Consider the following 16,694-nt stretch of genomic DNA (forward strand, 5'->3'; position numbering starts at 1 on the left):
TGGCGAACTGATGGAGATAGAGGTATGGTTATCACTGTCATCAACAGTTCTCCACAGGGCAGTCACTGCAATATTGCTTACTTTTGCAGAGAAGTGTCAGGAAGTTACACCAAATCAGAGTCTGCTTATGCAACCCAATTTATTTCCCGAACAAAGACATTTAAATCGTGAGCCGATGGTGATGCCGTCGGTGGAAGCTCAGTCTACCCGTAGCCGTTTACAACGCATGGTGGGCAGTGTGCTACTCACTTGCAGCGTGTTGTTAAGCTTATCTGCTTGTGCAGCGGGTAAGGCGAGTGCGCCGCAGGAAGAAGAGTTTAGCTACGCCTGGTTGAAAGGCTATGCCCATACGTTGGCGGCTGAGTCCTATGTGAGCCATAAGGGCGAGTTGCCAAAAAGCTTACAGGGCATGAGCTGGGATGATTACCAGCAGTTTCATTTCAAGAAAAAAGCCGCCCTGTGGCGTGAGGATGATTCGGAGTTTCGCGCCGAGTTATTCCACTTAGGTCTGTACTTCGATACGCCTGTGCATATTTACCAATTGGAAAATGGCAAGGCAAAGCTGATCGAATATTCGTCTTCCATGTTCGATTACGGTAAATCCAAGGTAAAGGGTAGCCAATTACCGAAAGACCTAGGCTTTGCTGGGTTTAGAATGCAGTTTAATACCGACTGGCAGCGTGACGTGGTCGCCTTCTTAGGGGCCAGCTATTTCCGCGCCGTAGGTCAAGAAATGCAATATGGTCTATCTGCCCGTGGTTTAGCGGTCGACACTGCGCTGCCTAAGCCTGAAGAATTCCCTATGTTTACCCGTTTCTGGTTAGAGAAACCACAACCGGGTTCTAATATTGCGACTGTGTACGCTCTGTTAGATTCACCAAGTGTAACAGGGGCTTACCGTTTTGATATCGAACCGGGTGAGCGTTTAAAAATGAAGGTCGATGCGGCGATTTACCCGCGTAAGGCCATCGAACGTTTAGGCGTTGCACCACTGACCAGTATGTACATGGTGGGTGAAAACGATCGCCGCACCGGTTACGACTGGCGCCAAGAGATCCACGATTCAGACGGTCTTGCCATGCACACGGGTAACGGTGAATGGATTTGGCGTCCGCTGGGCAACCCAAGCAACCTGCGTTTCAATGCCTACAGCGATGAGAATCCAAAGGGCTTTGGTTTAATGCAGCGTGACCGTAACTTCGACCATTATCAAGATGATGGTGTGTTCTACGAGAAGCGTCCAAGCCTGTGGATTGAGCCAACTGGTAACTGGGGTAAAGGTTCGGTGCAGTTAGTGGAAATTCCAACACTGGATGAAACCTTCGACAATATCGTGGCGTTTTGGAACCCTGCTGAGCCCATTCAACCGGGTCAAGAGTTACTCTACAGCTACAACATGTACTGGGGCGGTATTCCACCCGTGCAGTCACCCCGTGCCCGCGTAGTCGATACCTTTACCGGTATTGGTGGTGTGGTTGGTCAAAAGCGTAAGTACTATAGCAAGCGCTTTGTGATTGATTTTGCTGGTGGTTCCTTACCTATGCTGGGTAAAGATACCCAAGTGAAAGCGGTGATTTCGACCTCTCAGGGTCGTGTAGAAATCGAATCTGCTCGCCCACAACATGCGATTAACGGTTACCGCGCTATGTTTGACCTAGTGCCGCCAGAAGACAGCGTTGAGCCAATTAACCTCAGAGTTTACTTAGAGGTAGATGGTCAGCCGTTAACTGAGACTTGGATGTACCAGTGGACACCACCACCAGTGAACGAGCGTGAGCTGCATAACGCCGGTCATCTGCAGTAAGCCGTGACTCAGTTTTAAATCTTAAAACGCCAGCCCTGTGCTGGCGTTTTTGTTTTGGCCTTAGCTACTTTTTACTCAGTATGGTGTTTATACCGCTTGATAGGCTAAGACTAGATTATCTAAAAAATGCCCTAGCAACTGATTCATCTGAGTCGTTGATTGCTCCAGGATGAACTCAGGGCTTTGAATGTATGGCATGGTATGCGTACTGGAAAAAGCCTGTTCTTGGGCAATGAGTGGCGTTAATTGACTACTGATAAATTCAAGATGGCATTGGAATCCATAAACTAAATTTGTGTAACGCACAATTTGTCGTGGGCAAGCTTCACTGGTGGCGAGTACTTCGCTATTGGGAGTGAGGCCTGGCATGTCGTTATGCCAGTGGCCGACTATTTCGGTTGTCGAAAATGTCTTAAGGTTAATATCATTTTTACCTGCTGCTGTTAGCTCTATGGGGAAATAACCAATCTCGGCATGTGGGCTCTTTTGATAACGGGCGCCTAATGCTTCGCCAATTAATTGTGCGCCAAGGCAAACCCCCACAACGGCTTTATTTGTTTGAATAGCTTGCCTGATAAGTCTTTGTTCTGCTTGACTATCAAAATATGGACAATCGCTTTGGCATGTGGCGGGAGACTGAGGGCCTCCGAGGATAATTAACAGATCAAAACCATCAGTATCTTCGGGGAGGGCTTCACCTAGATAGACTCTGCTAAAGCTCATTTTGTAGTTTTTGCTGGCGGCCCAATCATTAAAATATCCTGGACCTTCATAGCTTTCATGAATAATGCAATGAATCTGCATTGAGTTTTCCTGTGTCTTTTATGGGATTACGCTATGCTACAATTCTTTTATTTGGCCGAATAACGTCATATGGACAAGTAATAATGTTAAGTCGCCAACCTGATTCGATTAATACTATTATTGAGCAAGCACCTAATATGCCTTGCTTTGTAAAAACGATTGAGATGCAGAAGGGGTATGTGGATGTTTTACATAAGCACTGTTGGCATCAGCTTATTCTTCCGCTTCAAGGCCTGTTACAGACAGAAGCAAATGGGGCACTGTTCTTAGTTCCCCATACCACAGCGCTTTTTGTGCCAGCAGGGGTGATACATGAGTCTGTTGCGATTACTGATACTTGTTTTATTGGTGTCTATCTGAATCCAATGTGTGGTCGAGATTATGGCGCCACGATAAAACCCGTCGCTATGAGTGCTTTTCTAAGGGAATTAGTGTTAACGATCAGAAAACAATGTGTTTTTAATACCTCAATGAATGTTGAACCAATAGCTCTGCCGACAATACAGCGTTTGCTTGAGGTGTTATACGATCAAATTAATAGTGCAGAGGGACAGACTTTTAAGTTATTGATACCACAAGATAGGCGCCTAAAATTGATTTTTGAGCACTTAACTCAAACGCCAGCTTTAGATTTATCTTTAGCGAAATGGGGTGAGATGGTTGGGGCATCGGAACGAACATTGTCGAGGTTATTTGTTAGGGAGTTTGGTTCTTCCTTCGGATTATGGCGCCAACATTTACGGTTGATCTATTCGCTATCACTATTGGCCACTAACCTATCAATACAGAATGTGGCCCACCAAATTGGTTATCAAAATGATTCATCCTATATCAAAGCTTTCAAGGAGCGTTTTGGGATGACGCCACAGCGATTTCGGTTAGGCGATCATGGGATATAACGCTATTACGACTTATGGTAAAGAATGCTCTATCCAGTTAGAATTTATTAAATTTAATCAATATTTTGAGTGCTTTTTGGCCTGAGTGTTCATGGGCGCAGAATAAAATCAAGCCAGTGTTAAATGCAAGTATGTAACAGAGTTATTGAGGACTGATTCACTTTTTGCAAATCTAAATAATTTTTCACTGTCAAAGAGGCCAACCTTAGGCGTAACCTGTGGCGTCCTCGTTATAGGTTAGCGATTCATGTTTGAGATATTGACTTCTATCGGCCTGGGTTGGTCGGTAGCTTTAGTGCTGGCGGTGTTATTTGTGCTGGCCTACGAATTTATCAATGGTTTCCACGATACCGCCAATGCTGTTGCCACAGTCATCTACACCAAGGCAATGCCTGCCAACCTCGCGGTGATTTCTTCAGCCCTGTTCAACTTTGCCGGAGTGCTGCTCGGTGGACTTGGCGTCGCCTACGCTATAGTGCATCTCTTGCCGGTCGATTCTTTACTGGGAATGGATTCAACCCAAGGGCTGTTGATGGTGTTCTCACTACTCTTTTCGGCCATTATTTGGAACTTAGGGACTTGGTATTTTGGTATTCCGGCCTCCAGTTCCCACACTCTGATTGGCTCGATTATGGGTGTTGGCGGCGCATTCGCCTGGATACACAATGAACCTGTACTGCACGGCATTAATCTTACCAAAGCCACGCAAATTATGCTGTCGTTGATCATTTCGCCCACGCTGGGATTTGTGTTGGCGGGGGTACTGTTATTGCTAATGAAGTTTGTGTGGCAAAAGCACAAGATCCACCGCACCCCCGATGAACAATTTCAGATTAATGGCAAACGCCATCCGCCGTTCTGGGCGCGCGTCAGTTTGATTGCCTCGGCCATGGGGGTGAGCTTTGCCCACGGTTCTAACGATGGCCAAAAGGGCATTGGCTTAGTGATGCTGGTACTGATCTGTATGGCGCCAGCGTATTTTGCCCTCGACATGAGTAGCCAATCCTATGATTTAGAAAGAACACAGGATGCTAACCGCCGCATTATGGCTATCTACAGTCGCAATCAAGCTGTGATTAGCGATCTGGTGGATGTTAAAGCCCAAGTGAATGTGACTGACACTTTACTGAGCCACTGCTCGGCACAAACCGTATTACCGGCTATGTCGCTGCTCGATCGCCGTTTAGATAAGGCCAGCAGTTTTCAAGAGATGAGTGTCGAAGAACGTCGTGAAGTGCGCCGCTTGCTGCTCTGTATCGATGATACTGCGCGTAAAGTGGCAAAATTAGACTTACCCGCCAAGGAGTTAACATCACTCAATAAATGGCGTAAGGACTTAACTAAGTCAACCGAATACGCGCCTTTGTGGGTGATAGTGGCCATTGCGACGGCCTTGGGCTGTGGCACCTTAGTGGGTTGGCGCCGCATTGTTTATACCGTCGGTGAGAAGATAGGCTCCTCGGGGATGACCTACAGCCAAGGGATTGCGGCGCAGGTGACGGCGGCGGCATCGATTGGGATTGCTAGCGTGACGGGGATGCCAGTTTCAACCACCCATATTCTGTCTTCGGCGGTGGCGGGCACTATGGTGGCCAATCGCTCAGGCCTACAAAGCCAAACCATTAAGCAGATTTTATTAGCTTGGGTACTGACACTGCCGATTACCATGCTCCTATCTGCATTGGTGTTTATCTTGGCTAACGCGCTCTGGGGTTAAGCTAAAGTCCTTTTACCACGTCAGTTGCATCTGCGCGGCAGACTCTGCCAACGCTTTATGCAACTGAATAGTGGGCAAGCTGACCTCATCGGCCAGTTGTTGCTGCAACTGCTGGTATAAACGTACCGCTAATTCGGGCGCGGTCTGGTTATCGGGCGTATGAATAAACAGATAAGGCTCGCGCCCCTCTTTTATCCAGAGTGCGAGTTGCCTTAGCCAGTTGTTAAAAAAGCTATCGTTATTCTTCACCTGCAATTTATCGTTACTCGCCGCCAATGCTTCAATCGTGCCATCCGTTTGGCCAATAAAACGCACCACGGGCGTATGGGCGGTCGCGATAGCGTGAACGGGCACCTGTGGCTTTTTCTTATGAGCATCAATAATCGCCTCGTTGGCGGGCGGCAGGGCAAACAGCGGTCGACTGTCCATGATGATGCGATTGATTTGTCTGTCCATCAGCAGGCGATTCAGTGTTCGCTCGGCGTCTCCCTTGGCAAAAAAGGCTAAATGGCGAACCTCGACGCCATAGTTTAAACCTTGCGGTAAAAGATCAAAAAAACCTGCTAACACTGGCAGCTGTTCGGGGCCGAAGGAAGCGGGAAGCTGAATTTTCCACAAGCCAGTTTTTTCAACCAAGGGCGACATCACTTGGAAGAAGGCCAATAACTCCTGCTGACAATCCTGCAACTGCTTTTGATGGGTGATGGTTTGTGGCAGTTTAAAGGTAAAGCGAAAATCATCGGGAGTGGCGCTGTGCCAATTCATCACTGTTTGCGCATTTGGCGTCGCGTAAAAGCTGGTGTTGCCTTCCACTGTGTTGAAGATACTGGCATAGCGAGCAAGTCTTTCAGCTTGTTTAGTGCTTGAACCATAAACACTTTCTTGCCAATGGTTATGCGACCACATGGCAAGCCCGAGACGTAAATTTTGTGCAGTATGGCAAGGGGACTTGAGTGATGCCAAAAATGCTCCTAGTTAAACTTATTGCCTGATATTCAATGGATAAAACAGCGTTGCGGGCTTATCATCGCCGCTTTATGTGAGTATTGTGCTCAAATCCCTTTATCTAGGTCAAATCGCTTTTACCCTCAACTTACAGTGCTTGGTTTAGTGTTTAAGCCTGCGTGGAACTGTCATAATAATTAACCTACTCTAATAGTATGTTATTGTGTGGTGAGAGCTTTAACGACTGGGGATAAATTGCCTCAGTATGATGATGTAAATGAGCCGCAGGCATGGTTGGAGAGTTGTGTGAAAAACGATGGTTATACTTCCCTAAGCCAATTTGTTGATCTGCTATTGGATGCCATCTGTGTCGTCGATAAAACGGGGCACTTTGAGTTTGTTAGTGCGGGGGCCGAACGTATTTTTGGCTATACCCCGGACGAAATGCTCGGCATGCAGATGTTAGATCTTGTCTATCCACCGGACAGGGAACGGACTCTCGCCGCAGCCAATGACATCATGGAAGGGCGTTTTAAGCTCGACTTTGAAAACCGTTATGTACGAAAGGACGGTACTCTTGTCGATATTCTTTGGTCCGCCCGTTGGTCCGAGGACCGTCAGCAGCGGATTGCCGTGGCTCGTGATATCACTAAGAATAAAATTGCCGAGCGGCGCCAAGCCGCGCTCTATGAAATTTCAGAAGCCGTGCATGTGGCCGAAGATCTCTTAGCCCTGTATCGGCATATTCATCAGATCATGGCCAAGTTATTACCGGCGGCGAATTTTGCCATTGCGCTTTATGATCAAGATCTTAATGACCTGGATTTTCCTTATCGTGTTGGGGTTGGCGAGCAGAATCGGGCGCAGTGTGCCAGCTTCGATCTGTTTACCGAGCAAGTGATCCAAAGCGCCGAGTCTCTGCTGATTTGTCCGGTTGCCATGCCAGTTTCCCATGCTCAGGAGCAAGATTTTCAAAATCAACCTATTAGCTGGCTTGGGGTCCCGTTAAAGCTACAAAAGGGCATAATTGGCGCGCTGATCATGCATAGCACTCCGGATTCTCGGGCCTACACTAAGCAAGATTGCGAGCTGGTGGAATTTGTGTCGACCCAAATTGCCTTTGCGATTGAGCGGCGGCAGATGTTGGCGCGTTTAGAGCATATTGCGCTTTATGACCAACTCACCCATTTGCCAAATCGTGAGTTGTTTTATGACAGATTCCAGAAGGCGCTATCACGCGCGAATCGTGAGTCGAGCTATTTCTCCTTACTCTATTTGGACTTAGACAAGTTTAAATGGGTGAATGATACCTATGGCCATGGTGTGGGCGACTTGTTACTGCAAATCACCGCCCAGCGGATTTTGGGATGCGTCAGAAACTCGGATACGGTTGCTCGTTTTGGTGGCGATGAGTTTGTGATCCTATTGGAACGTGTCGATTCGGCGCAGAATACCCTGCTCGTTGCCCAAAAAATTCTTGAAGTGCTTAACCACCCCTTCGAATTAGTCAATCAACAGATCCATATTTTGCCCAGCATAGGCATTGCCCTTTATCCCGAACATGGTAAGGATGAAAAACAGCTGCTGTCCTGCGCCGATTCGGCGATGTATAAGGCGAAGCGTAATGGGGGGAATCGGGTTGAAATGGGCTATCAAGGCTTAAAGACCTGCTATTTTGAATCCTTGAGCCCGCATCATCTCTAAGCGTAAAAGAGATAGTTTTAGCATAAATAAAAATCCCCGATAAGTTTAAGATTATCGGGGATTTTTATAGCGTTGCTATGCGTTACGGCATAAGCCGTTGGTGCATTTATAGCTTAAAGCGGCCGACTTCCTGTTGCAGCGAGGCGGCTAAGTGAGCCAATTCCTGCGCCTGAACCATAGAGCTTTGTGCTTCGATAGAGAGATTTTCAGAGACCTCACGAATCGATTCGGTATTACGGTTAATTTCGCTGGTGACCGAGGTTTGCTCCTCTGCGGCCGTGGCAATTTGGCTCGCCATATCCGAGATCTCATTAATGGCTTTGCTGATCTGTAGCAGGCTCTCACTGGCCGAATTAGCGTCGGCGACACTGGTTTCAGCCATATCATGACTTTGAGTCATAGATTTAACCGCCTTACCCGCAGTTTGTTGTAGGGTTTCGATCATGGCTTGAATTTCTTGGGTCGAGGAGTGAGTACGCTGCGACAACACGCGCACCTCGTCAGCCACCACAGCAAAGCCGCGACCTTGTTCACCAGCGCGGGCGGCTTCAATGGCGGCGTTCAGCGCCAGTAAGTTGGTTTGTTCGGCAATGCCACTGATGGTGAGCAGGATGCTATTAATTTTCTGCGAGTGTTCGTTCAACTCGCTGATAATACGACCCGCAGTTTCGACCTCATTGGCTAAGTTGCGGATTGATTGCTGACTTTGCATCACTTGTTTTTGGCCGTGGTTCGACAACCCTACCGCATCCTGCGCCGTTTGCGCTGTGTGTTCGGCATTGCTGGCAATCTCTTCGGTGGCGCTCGCCATTTCAGTCACTGCGGTGGCAACCATAGTCACTTCGTCCTGCTGCACGGCGATGCGCTGGCTATTATCTGTGGCCGAGGCGCTACTGCCTTGGGCTTGATATTCCAGTTGGCCCGCAATCTTGTGCATTCTTGAGATCATGCCGTGTAGACGCTCGACGAAGCGGTTAAAGCCCGAAGCTAAGATGCCAATCTCGTCGTGGCTGTTGGCGGTGTGAATTCTCACCGTCAGGTCACCATCCCCTTCGGCAATATCATTGAGTGCCAAGGCAACGCGTTCTAAGTCTTTAAATTGGATCTTGAAGATGGCGACTAGGACTAAGCCGAAAATCACCAGTAAGCCAGCACCGACGGCGGACATCCACCAGGCGAGTGTGGTGGCCTGCGACATGATTTCGTCTTTATTCATTACGAAAACTAATTCCCAATCGGTGGATGGTACAGCCGCAACATAAATAAGTTGGGTCTCGCCATCGAGTTCGCGCTCTTCTAAGGTATTGGCGTTGGCACGTTGAGATAACCAGCTCGGGGTAAAACTGTTATCGATTTTATTGAGTTGTTCGTTATTGAGCTGGCTTTTAGGATGGCTAATGATAAGCCCTGTCTTGTCCACCATGATGGTGTAGCCTTTGCCTGGCACTTGAAGGCGCTGCACCGCATCTGTGAGTTGGTCTATGGTGAGGTTAGCTGCGGCAACCCCGAACAAACTACCAGAGACAGTCACAGGTTCTGCAATGGTCACTACTTGTTTTTTTAAGGTGGCGCTGACATAGGGCGCGGTCATCACAATGGCATTGGCGGCTTTGGCATCCATATACCAAGGACGAATTCTGGGGTCATAGTTAGCGACGTTAAGCGCAGGATCTTGGCGATACATGTTGCCTTGTTCATCTCCAAAATAGGTCAGCGCGAATCCCATACCATTATGGGCTTGTAATAAATAGGGGGTGATCTGCACACTGGGATCGGCCTCTATGGTCTTTTTAAGACTAGTGATGGCCATTTTTCTATCTTGCATCCACAGGCCAATACCTTCGGCAAAGGTGTTCGCCAGTTGATCAATTTCATGTTGAGTATTTTCTAAGGCATTATTTCTAATGAAGTAACTTGAAATGCTTACCAGCACTGCGACAGTAATGAGAACGGCGAAGAGACTACTAAAGAGTAAGCGGGTTTTGAGTGTTGATCTCATATGTAATTCCTTTAAATTCCGTTAGCTGTCTAACGTTAATAGAGTATAGCGGCTGAAAGTGTGAAAGCATGAATAGATAAGTCACTCTTTTTATGACGGTTGAAATTGGAATTCATGGCGCTGTGAGTGTAATCTCGGCAAATAGCCAATTGAGTTAGCTAATTGCTTTTATAGGAGTTTATACCGCTAACATGACGAATTTGATTTATTGCACAGCTTTTAGCCGCTATGGAGCATACGCTGAGGGAACGATCAGTTAGTGCAAACAGCACCGATTAATACAATGAGTGGCCCTATATGAAATGGAATTTTCCGCGCTGGTGCTTAAATCCTTGGCTACATACAAGCCTGTTATTTATTTTGCCTATCCTGCTGGCGAGCGCACTGCAACCTTGGTTAACGTCTTACAGCATGGAGAAAAGATTTACCCAAGATCTCGATAATATTGCCACCGATTTTGCGAGTGGTTTAGATGGTTTTGAGCAGCGCAATGTTGAACAAGCTTTTGCCGAGTTATCTTTTAGTTGTGATTCAGAGGATATTGCCCTACTGAATAGCCCCTCACTGAGCCCCGCAATCGTACGCTTTATTCAACTCGAACTCGCCGATGGCCGGCAATGCTCCAATATTGGCCCGCCGGTGCATTATCAGTTTGACCGATTTCGCAGCCTATTTATCGATTCGCAATTGGTGGATATTGCCACCACAGTCGCCGCCAATGATAGAGCCCGCAGCATCGCTTACATTTTTCATCTTGGTGAGCAGAGGTTAGTGGTGCTCACTAATAGCTCTGTCTATAACGAAACCCTATCTACCCTATGCCACGGTTGTTACCAATTAATGATTGGTTACCAAGGTCTTTCTTCCCTCGAGCGAGGCGTTGAAGATTTACTGCAAACCCAAACTTTTATCGAAGATTCGCGTTATATCAGCGTATTAGATGTGACTTTGACCTTGAGGGCGGGGGATGAGCTTTATTGGCGAGAGGCTTCTCGGATTGGGGTTGTATTGTTTATCTCTGCGCTTATTGTGGCTTTTTTAGCGGTGATTTTTTATTGGAATTGGCAATCGGCTCGGGTGTCTATGGGAATGCTGATCCAAAAGGGCATTAGTCGTAAAGAGTTTATTCCTTACTATCAACCTATTATCGATTGTCGCAGCGGCGAGGTGGTCGGTCAGGAAATGTTAGTCCGTTGGCGAAGGTTCGATGGTGTACTCGTACAGCCGAATCAGTTTATTCCCTATGCCGAAGATTCGGGATTAATCCTGCCGATCACCGATCTGATTTTGGAGCAGGTATATCAGGACTTGCCTCAGCTTAAGGGCTGGGTCAGCGTCAATATTGTCGCCCAACATTTAGAATTGGGTTTACTCAGCCAATGGTTTTCGTCTCATCCCGATCCTAGGGCTAAGCGTATTTCCTTCGAGTTGACCGAGCGCAAACCCATCACTCAATTCGAATTAGCCTTGGCCGAAATGAAGGCGGTCACCCCCTGTGCCATGACTTTAAACTGGACGACTTTGGCACAGGCTTTGGTGGTTTTAGTTATTTGCAGCGCCTTGGGATTAACAGCATCAAAATCGATAAGATGTTTACTGACACCATAGGCACGCAGGACTTAAAGGGCGCTGTACTCGATGCCATTATCGCCTTTGGCCGTGAGTCACAGATGGATATGGTGGCCGAAGGTGTCGAAACCCAAGCGCAGGTGGAGTATTTGGCCGCCAAAGGGGTATATCAACATCAAGGGTATTTTTATGCGAAACCTTTGGCCTTTGAGGATTTGCTGACGTTTTACCAGAACTTATCCAATAAAAAGTAAGATGGACGCACAAAAAAGAGGCTCCTATGAGCCTCTTTTTTTGTGGATAATGAACCGATTTATCAATGGGTCATTTTATTCTTAATCAATACGCAGCGCTGCTCGGCTTGGCGAGTTTCTAACAGGGTACGGCGGGCAAGATTCGATAATCCAGTTTGGCGATCTAGCACTTTATCCAAGGCGGCAATACTGGTGTAGTTACAGTCGGTTGGGATCAAGTTACGGCTGTAGCTACGCATAAATACTGGGCCTTTTTTATCCATATCCCCTAAGTTGGCGAGGCGCTCTTCGGCGGTCGCGGCGCTTAAGAGTTTTTGCTCCGCAGGATAGAGGTTTTCCATAATGATGCGCTGTTTGGCAAACGGCAGGGCGTCGGCGTGGACTTTACTCAACCAGCGACGTTTTGCGGCAGCTTCTGGGCGGATAACTTGTGCGGCCAATGCGGCTTTTTCACCCGAATCTGAGTTATCGCGAGCGGCTTCTTGGCTAATACGTTGCTGCGCATTCGGGAAGTCGTAGCGATTCAGCTGAGTGATGATGGCCCAGCGCAGATCTTGGTCTAAAGTTAAGCCCTTGATTTTGGTTGTGCCATCCAGCAATTGTGCTAAGTGGCGCAGACTGTCGCGATCGCCAGCCAACTGAATATAGGCATTGAACCAGCGGCGCTGGAAGTCATTGTCGCCTCGACTCTCCATGGTCTTACGAAGGCTCATTTGTGCTAAGCCTTTGACCGCGTTTTCAGCATAGTTTTGCTGAATCGGCGCGATTTGTGCGAGGTATTCTTTACTGCGTAGCAAGCTCGAAATAATCTGGCCGACCACAGTGTAGTCATTCTCCGCAGGGGCGTTGACGAATACTGTGCTTAAGTATTGATCTAGGCTCAGGTTGCCTTCACGCACACTATCCCATAGGCTTTGCCACAGCATAGAACGCAGCAGCGGATCTGTAACACGGCTTAGCTGTTGCTTAGCGGTGTCGAAGGATTTGTCATCGAGTTGCACCTTCACAAAGCCCCAGTCATCGTAGTTGGGGTAAACCAAATCTGGACAACGCTCACCGACTAATTGCTTCACTTCAGTGCGTTCGCCCTTGTAGGTAACTGGTATTGTGGTTTCATGTCTTAAATCGAACCGTCCCTTAGTGAACAGGGCGATTTGGACTTTTTGTTCCCTCAGCGTCGGCAACTCGCTGCTGGCAGGATACTGCAACAGGCTAAATTCGCTGATGCGGTTACCGTCGCAGCGATACTCGGCCTTAATGGTGTTGACTCCCGCACTGTAGAGCCAGTCCTTCGTCCAGGAGCTTAAGTCACGGCCAGCGGCTTTGGCGAGGCTATTGATAAAGTCATCTAGCTCGGCATTTTGATAGCTGTATTGCTTTAAATAGTTACTCACGCCGCGCTGGAACACCAGATCGCCGAGCAAATGGCGTAGCTGCTTGAGGGTCGAGGCGCCTTTTTGATAGGTAATGGCATCGATATTATCGAAGGCATTTTGCGTGGTCGCCACGGGCACTTCGATAGGATGCGTGGTCACTAGGCTGTCTTGCTCATAGGCGCGCTGTTTGCCTTGGGCGTAAAAACTGCGCCAAGCGTTGGTAAATTCTGTGGCTTCTTGGGTGGCGAGTGTGCCCATAAAAGAAGCAAAACTCTCGTTTAACCACAGGCCATTCCACCATTTCATGGTGACGAGATCGCCAAACCATTGGTGCGCCATCTCATGCATGATAACGCCGGCTAAGCTTTGTTTTTGCTCAGCGGTCATTGCCGCTTTGTGGAGGAAACGATCTTCGGCGAAAGTGATGGCGCCAGCGTTTTCCATTGCGCCGTAGAGGAAATCAGGCACTAGAAGTTGGTCGTACTTTTTAAAGGGATAAGGAATACCGAAATAGGCATCAAAGAAGGTTAAGCCTTGTTTGGTATAGGTAAACCAATCTTCAGGCGTGACTTGGTTAGCCACCGATTGGCGCGCGAACAGGCGCATCGGATAGCGGCCAGAGTTGTCCTGCCACATATGGTACGGGCCGGCATGCATCGAGAAGTTATAAGGGCTTAACTTAGGCGTTTCAGGAAAATCCCAACGATTCATGGCCCCAGCTGGTGTGACTGAGGACTCGCGCATGGTGCTGATCACTTGCCAGTCCTTCGGCGCGGTCACGCTGATTTTATAGTTGGCTTTCAAGTCGGGTTGGTCGAACACCGCAAACATTTGCTGCGCCGCAGCAGGTTCGAAGTGTGAATACAGGTAGACCTTGCCATCGACGGGATCTTGGAAACGGTGCAAGCCTTCACCATTGGTGCTGTGGGGGCGAGTAAATTGCACTTCAATGGTGTTGTCACCCGAGGACAGCAAACGAGTATTCAGGCTGATATAGGCGCCGTTGTAGTTGGGGTAAACCGCAGTGCCGTTGATCAAAAAGCGCTTAATTTGTGCCTTGTTCAAATCGAGGCTCAATTGCTTGGGCACTTCGCTGAGATTGAAGTTGACCTTAGTCGTTGCGCTAAACTCAGTGTCGCCAGTCAGTTGAAAATCCAGCTCATAATGCACATTCGAAATCACCTGAGAACGTAAGCTCGCCTGATATTGGCTGATATAGGGGCTTGCATCCCTTGGGCCCGTATTTAACGGACTTTGGACGGCGCACGACATGAGTGCCGAGCAGGTGATGGCAACTAGGCTGGCTTTGAACAAATTCACGACTTCAATCCTTCAACGATTTACTTTATTTATGGCTTGGATGCGGCGCAGGCTGGCAAGTTTAGGCTCTGTGGCCTAGCAAACTTATCCCCATTTGAAAGCGGCACCCATGCTGGGTATTTTGGCCGAGTACACTACCTTATTTAGCAGGGATAACCAATGTTAAAAATGTAAAAAAAAGCCAGCGAAAATGCTGGCTTTTTTTAAGTATTTCGGCTTTAGCCCATGGGGCTTAACGGGATTACATGCCTAAGAAAGACTTAGACTTAGTCTTACGGATTTCTTTTTCGTCAGACCATTCGATCAGGCCTGTTTCTAAGTCCATCAGACGCATAGTCATCTTGTAGTAAACGTCTTTGGTGCTGCCATCTTGCTTAACGATGCTAGACAGGTTGCCATACAGCATGTATTGGGCGCCGATTTGACGGCCAAACTTGATGGCGGTTGATGGATCAACCATACCGGTATTGTTTTGGTAATCCAGTTGCTTACGAACTGAATCTACTTTTGTCATGTCGATAAAACGGAACTTGCCTGAGCGCAGTAACTTGTTGCTGATAGAGTCGGTCACTGACTCAGTATCGATATGCTCAGAGGTTTTGTTTTTGATGCTATCGACAAACAAAATTGGGCGGTTGTTCGCCGTCATGGCCACGATAGGTGGGAAAGTCATCATGCTATCGACCATCTTAGCGGCGATGGCTTGCAGATCCGTTGAGCCAAAGTTTTCGTTAACGGTTTCCACTTCTGTGGCATCGCCATACTCGACTTTCGATTGACATGCAGCCAGACCCATTACGGCAGCCAGCACAAAAATCAGTTTAAATTGTTTCATAGTCAGTTCCATTTTGTGATTGTAAAAACTTAATGACACTCGTTTTATTCAAACATTCACCGCTAGGTTAAATGATTATTGAATAAATTCGGGTGTAATTACCAGTATCAATTGCCCAGACCAAGGTGGTCTTGCCTGCGGCAACGTCAATTTTGGCCGGTGGTGCCTTGTCCAACTGTAGCGTGTATTGCCCCGGATTGAGGTAACGTCTGCCAATTTGCGCCTGTTTCGGCAGGGTCAACCAACTGCGGCGATCCGCCTGCTCGGTGACCACGTTAAAAATCTGCATCGCGATACTGCCAATATCGGCAGCATTATTGCCAGGCTTACCGCTTTTTTCGACCTGATAGGCCATTTCCGATTTGGCATACACCCGCGCGACTTGGCGAACCAAAGTACCGGGCAAATCTTCCTTGAGCGCGTTAATCGCTAGGGCATCGATATTGGCGATAGGCTCGGTTTTCAGCACTGAGCCTAAGCCTTGCACTTGAGCCTCGGCAACAAAACTATTGTTCGGTCCATAGGTTGCCAAAGAGACGGTTTGCCAATTGCCATGGATAGTGAAGGGCACTGTGAGCGCTTGTTTTTCAGGTACAAAGCCCTTTTCGACCATGAGAATCACTTGGCCTTCACCCGCCTTGGGAAGCTTGGCATCGCCCCAGCGCCTTTTAAACTCATCGTATTGCGGCATGCCGAGTTGCTTGGCAAGACGAACTAAATCCTGTTGCAGATAAGTGTTATCTGGAGTGATTTGCGCCGCTTTACGGTAGTCGATAAAGGCATCGTTTGGCTCACCTAATACTTCATGCAACAGACCCGTAGTGTAGTAGCTGTAGGCATTGAGGAAGGAGCTGGTCACTGTGCCAGCGGCTTGGCCTAGCTTATTCACTTCGGCATCTATGGTGCCATTGGCCATGGCCTGTACGGATTTTTGTGACTTTTGATAACGCTCCTGCTCAGAGCCTTGCAGCTCGTTACTGCGGCGAACCTCCACTAATGCGCCTTGATAGTCACCGCTGAACAGGTAATTCAAGGCTTGATATTGGTGCAGCATAATGCGCTCGTAGCCTGGGCCACGATAGGGAATGGCATTATCGTTTAATACTAAACTGGTGGCCGTTGCACCTATATCGCTGGCGCTAATCTTGGCTTTATCATCGAAGGCAGTATAGGCCTCAACCGCTTGCTGATAGTACTTACGGCTGCTGGCAAAATCGCCGGCCACCTGCGCTACACGTCCTGCTTCTTGGGCGTAGAGCAGGCCATCATTACCTTGGATATTGCTGGCTAGTTTGTCGATATCCGCCATGGGCGTTGCGGTATTGAGCTGTTGTTTTATCGGTGCAATTTGTGCCGGATAATTAATAAAAATACTGTTATAGGCACAGCCGCTCGAGCCTAAGATGGCGGCGAGCATTAGCGTGCTAAGTGTGGGTTTAATAAAAGAGTATATGAAGGTGGTTTTCAT

The 16,694-nt window shown here is 48.0% G+C and carries 12 protein-coding genes; 6 read left to right on the forward strand and 6 right to left on the reverse strand.

The window, feature by feature from the left end; all coding sequences use genetic code 11:
* Positions 1-127: 127 nt before the first annotated feature.
* Positions 128-1,804: a glucan biosynthesis protein D gene (locus SHEWANA3_RS04645; RefSeq protein ID WP_011716024.1), complete on the forward strand. Its 1,677-nt coding sequence runs from the start codon at positions 128-130 to the stop codon at positions 1,802-1,804.
* A gap of 87 nt (positions 1,805-1,891) precedes the next feature.
* Here the strand turns inward: SHEWANA3_RS04645 and SHEWANA3_RS04650 are convergent, their stop codons facing one another.
* Positions 1,892-2,608 (reverse strand): GMP synthase, encoded by a 717-nt coding sequence (locus SHEWANA3_RS04650; RefSeq protein ID WP_011716025.1) that lies wholly within the window; start codon positions 2,606-2,608, stop codon positions 1,892-1,894.
* Positions 2,609-2,691: 83 nt separating this feature from the next.
* Between SHEWANA3_RS04650 and SHEWANA3_RS04655 the strand changes: the two genes are divergently transcribed.
* Together SHEWANA3_RS04655 and SHEWANA3_RS04660 are read left to right on the forward strand one after the other, a co-directional pair.
* The gene (locus SHEWANA3_RS04655; RefSeq protein ID WP_041412556.1) at positions 2,692-3,507 is read left to right on the forward strand and encodes a helix-turn-helix transcriptional regulator; all 816 of its coding nucleotides are present in this window, start codon (positions 2,692-2,694) and stop codon (positions 3,505-3,507) included.
* A 247-nt stretch (positions 3,508-3,754) separates the two neighbouring features.
* Positions 3,755-5,224: an inorganic phosphate transporter gene (locus SHEWANA3_RS04660; protein ID WP_011716027.1), complete on the forward strand. Its 1,470-nt coding sequence runs from the start codon at positions 3,755-3,757 to the stop codon at positions 5,222-5,224.
* Between the two features lie 12 nt (positions 5,225-5,236).
* On the opposite strand, the gene SHEWANA3_RS04665 is transcribed toward SHEWANA3_RS04660, so the two are convergent.
* Positions 5,237-6,130: a DUF72 domain-containing protein gene (locus SHEWANA3_RS04665; protein ID WP_049796043.1), complete on the reverse strand. Its 894-nt coding sequence runs from the start codon at positions 6,128-6,130 to the stop codon at positions 5,237-5,239.
* A gap of 345 nt (positions 6,131-6,475) precedes the next feature.
* Between SHEWANA3_RS04665 and SHEWANA3_RS04670 the strand changes: the two genes are divergently transcribed.
* Entirely contained in the window at positions 6,476-7,873 is a 1,398-nt protein-coding gene (locus SHEWANA3_RS04670; RefSeq protein ID WP_041412557.1) for a diguanylate cyclase, read from the forward strand.
* 106 nt (positions 7,874-7,979) lie between these two features.
* Here the strand turns inward: SHEWANA3_RS04670 and SHEWANA3_RS04675 are convergent, their stop codons facing one another.
* Positions 7,980-9,872, reverse strand: a complete 1,893-nt coding sequence (locus SHEWANA3_RS04675; RefSeq protein WP_011716030.1) for a methyl-accepting chemotaxis protein — start codon at positions 9,870-9,872, stop codon at positions 7,980-7,982.
* Between the two features lie 297 nt (positions 9,873-10,169).
* On the opposite strand from SHEWANA3_RS04675, the gene SHEWANA3_RS23880 reads away from it, so the two are divergent.
* Positions 10,170-11,480 carry an EAL domain-containing protein gene (locus SHEWANA3_RS23880; RefSeq protein WP_279587692.1) on the forward strand — a complete coding sequence of 437 codons (1,311 nt, stop codon included), beginning with the start codon at positions 10,170-10,172 and terminating at the stop codon, positions 11,478-11,480.
* Positions 11,423-11,695: an EAL domain-containing protein gene (locus tag SHEWANA3_RS23885; protein WP_279587693.1), complete on the forward strand. Its 273-nt coding sequence runs from the start codon at positions 11,423-11,425 to the stop codon at positions 11,693-11,695. Before SHEWANA3_RS23880 ends, SHEWANA3_RS23885 begins: the two co-directional genes overlap by 58 nt.
* A gap of 62 nt (positions 11,696-11,757) precedes the next feature.
* On the opposite strand, the gene pepN is transcribed toward SHEWANA3_RS23885, so the two are convergent.
* From pepN to SHEWANA3_RS04695, 3 genes are all read right to left on the reverse strand, one after another.
* A complete protein-coding gene (gene pepN, locus SHEWANA3_RS04685; RefSeq protein ID WP_011716031.1) occupies positions 11,758-14,391 on the reverse strand; it encodes an aminopeptidase N in 2,634 nt (877 codons plus the stop codon).
* A 241-nt stretch (positions 14,392-14,632) separates the two neighbouring features.
* Positions 14,633-15,226 carry a penicillin-binding protein activator LpoB gene (lpoB, locus tag SHEWANA3_RS04690; protein WP_007645693.1) on the reverse strand — a complete coding sequence of 198 codons (594 nt, stop codon included), beginning with the start codon at positions 15,224-15,226 and terminating at the stop codon, positions 14,633-14,635.
* A gap of 67 nt (positions 15,227-15,293) precedes the next feature.
* Positions 15,294-16,694, reverse strand: a complete 1,401-nt coding sequence (locus SHEWANA3_RS04695; RefSeq protein ID WP_011716032.1) for a hypothetical protein — start codon at positions 16,692-16,694, stop codon at positions 15,294-15,296.

The organism is Shewanella sp. ANA-3, from assembly GCF_000203935.1.
In the GTDB taxonomy this organism is placed as follows: Bacteria; Pseudomonadota; Gammaproteobacteria; order Enterobacterales; family Shewanellaceae; genus Shewanella.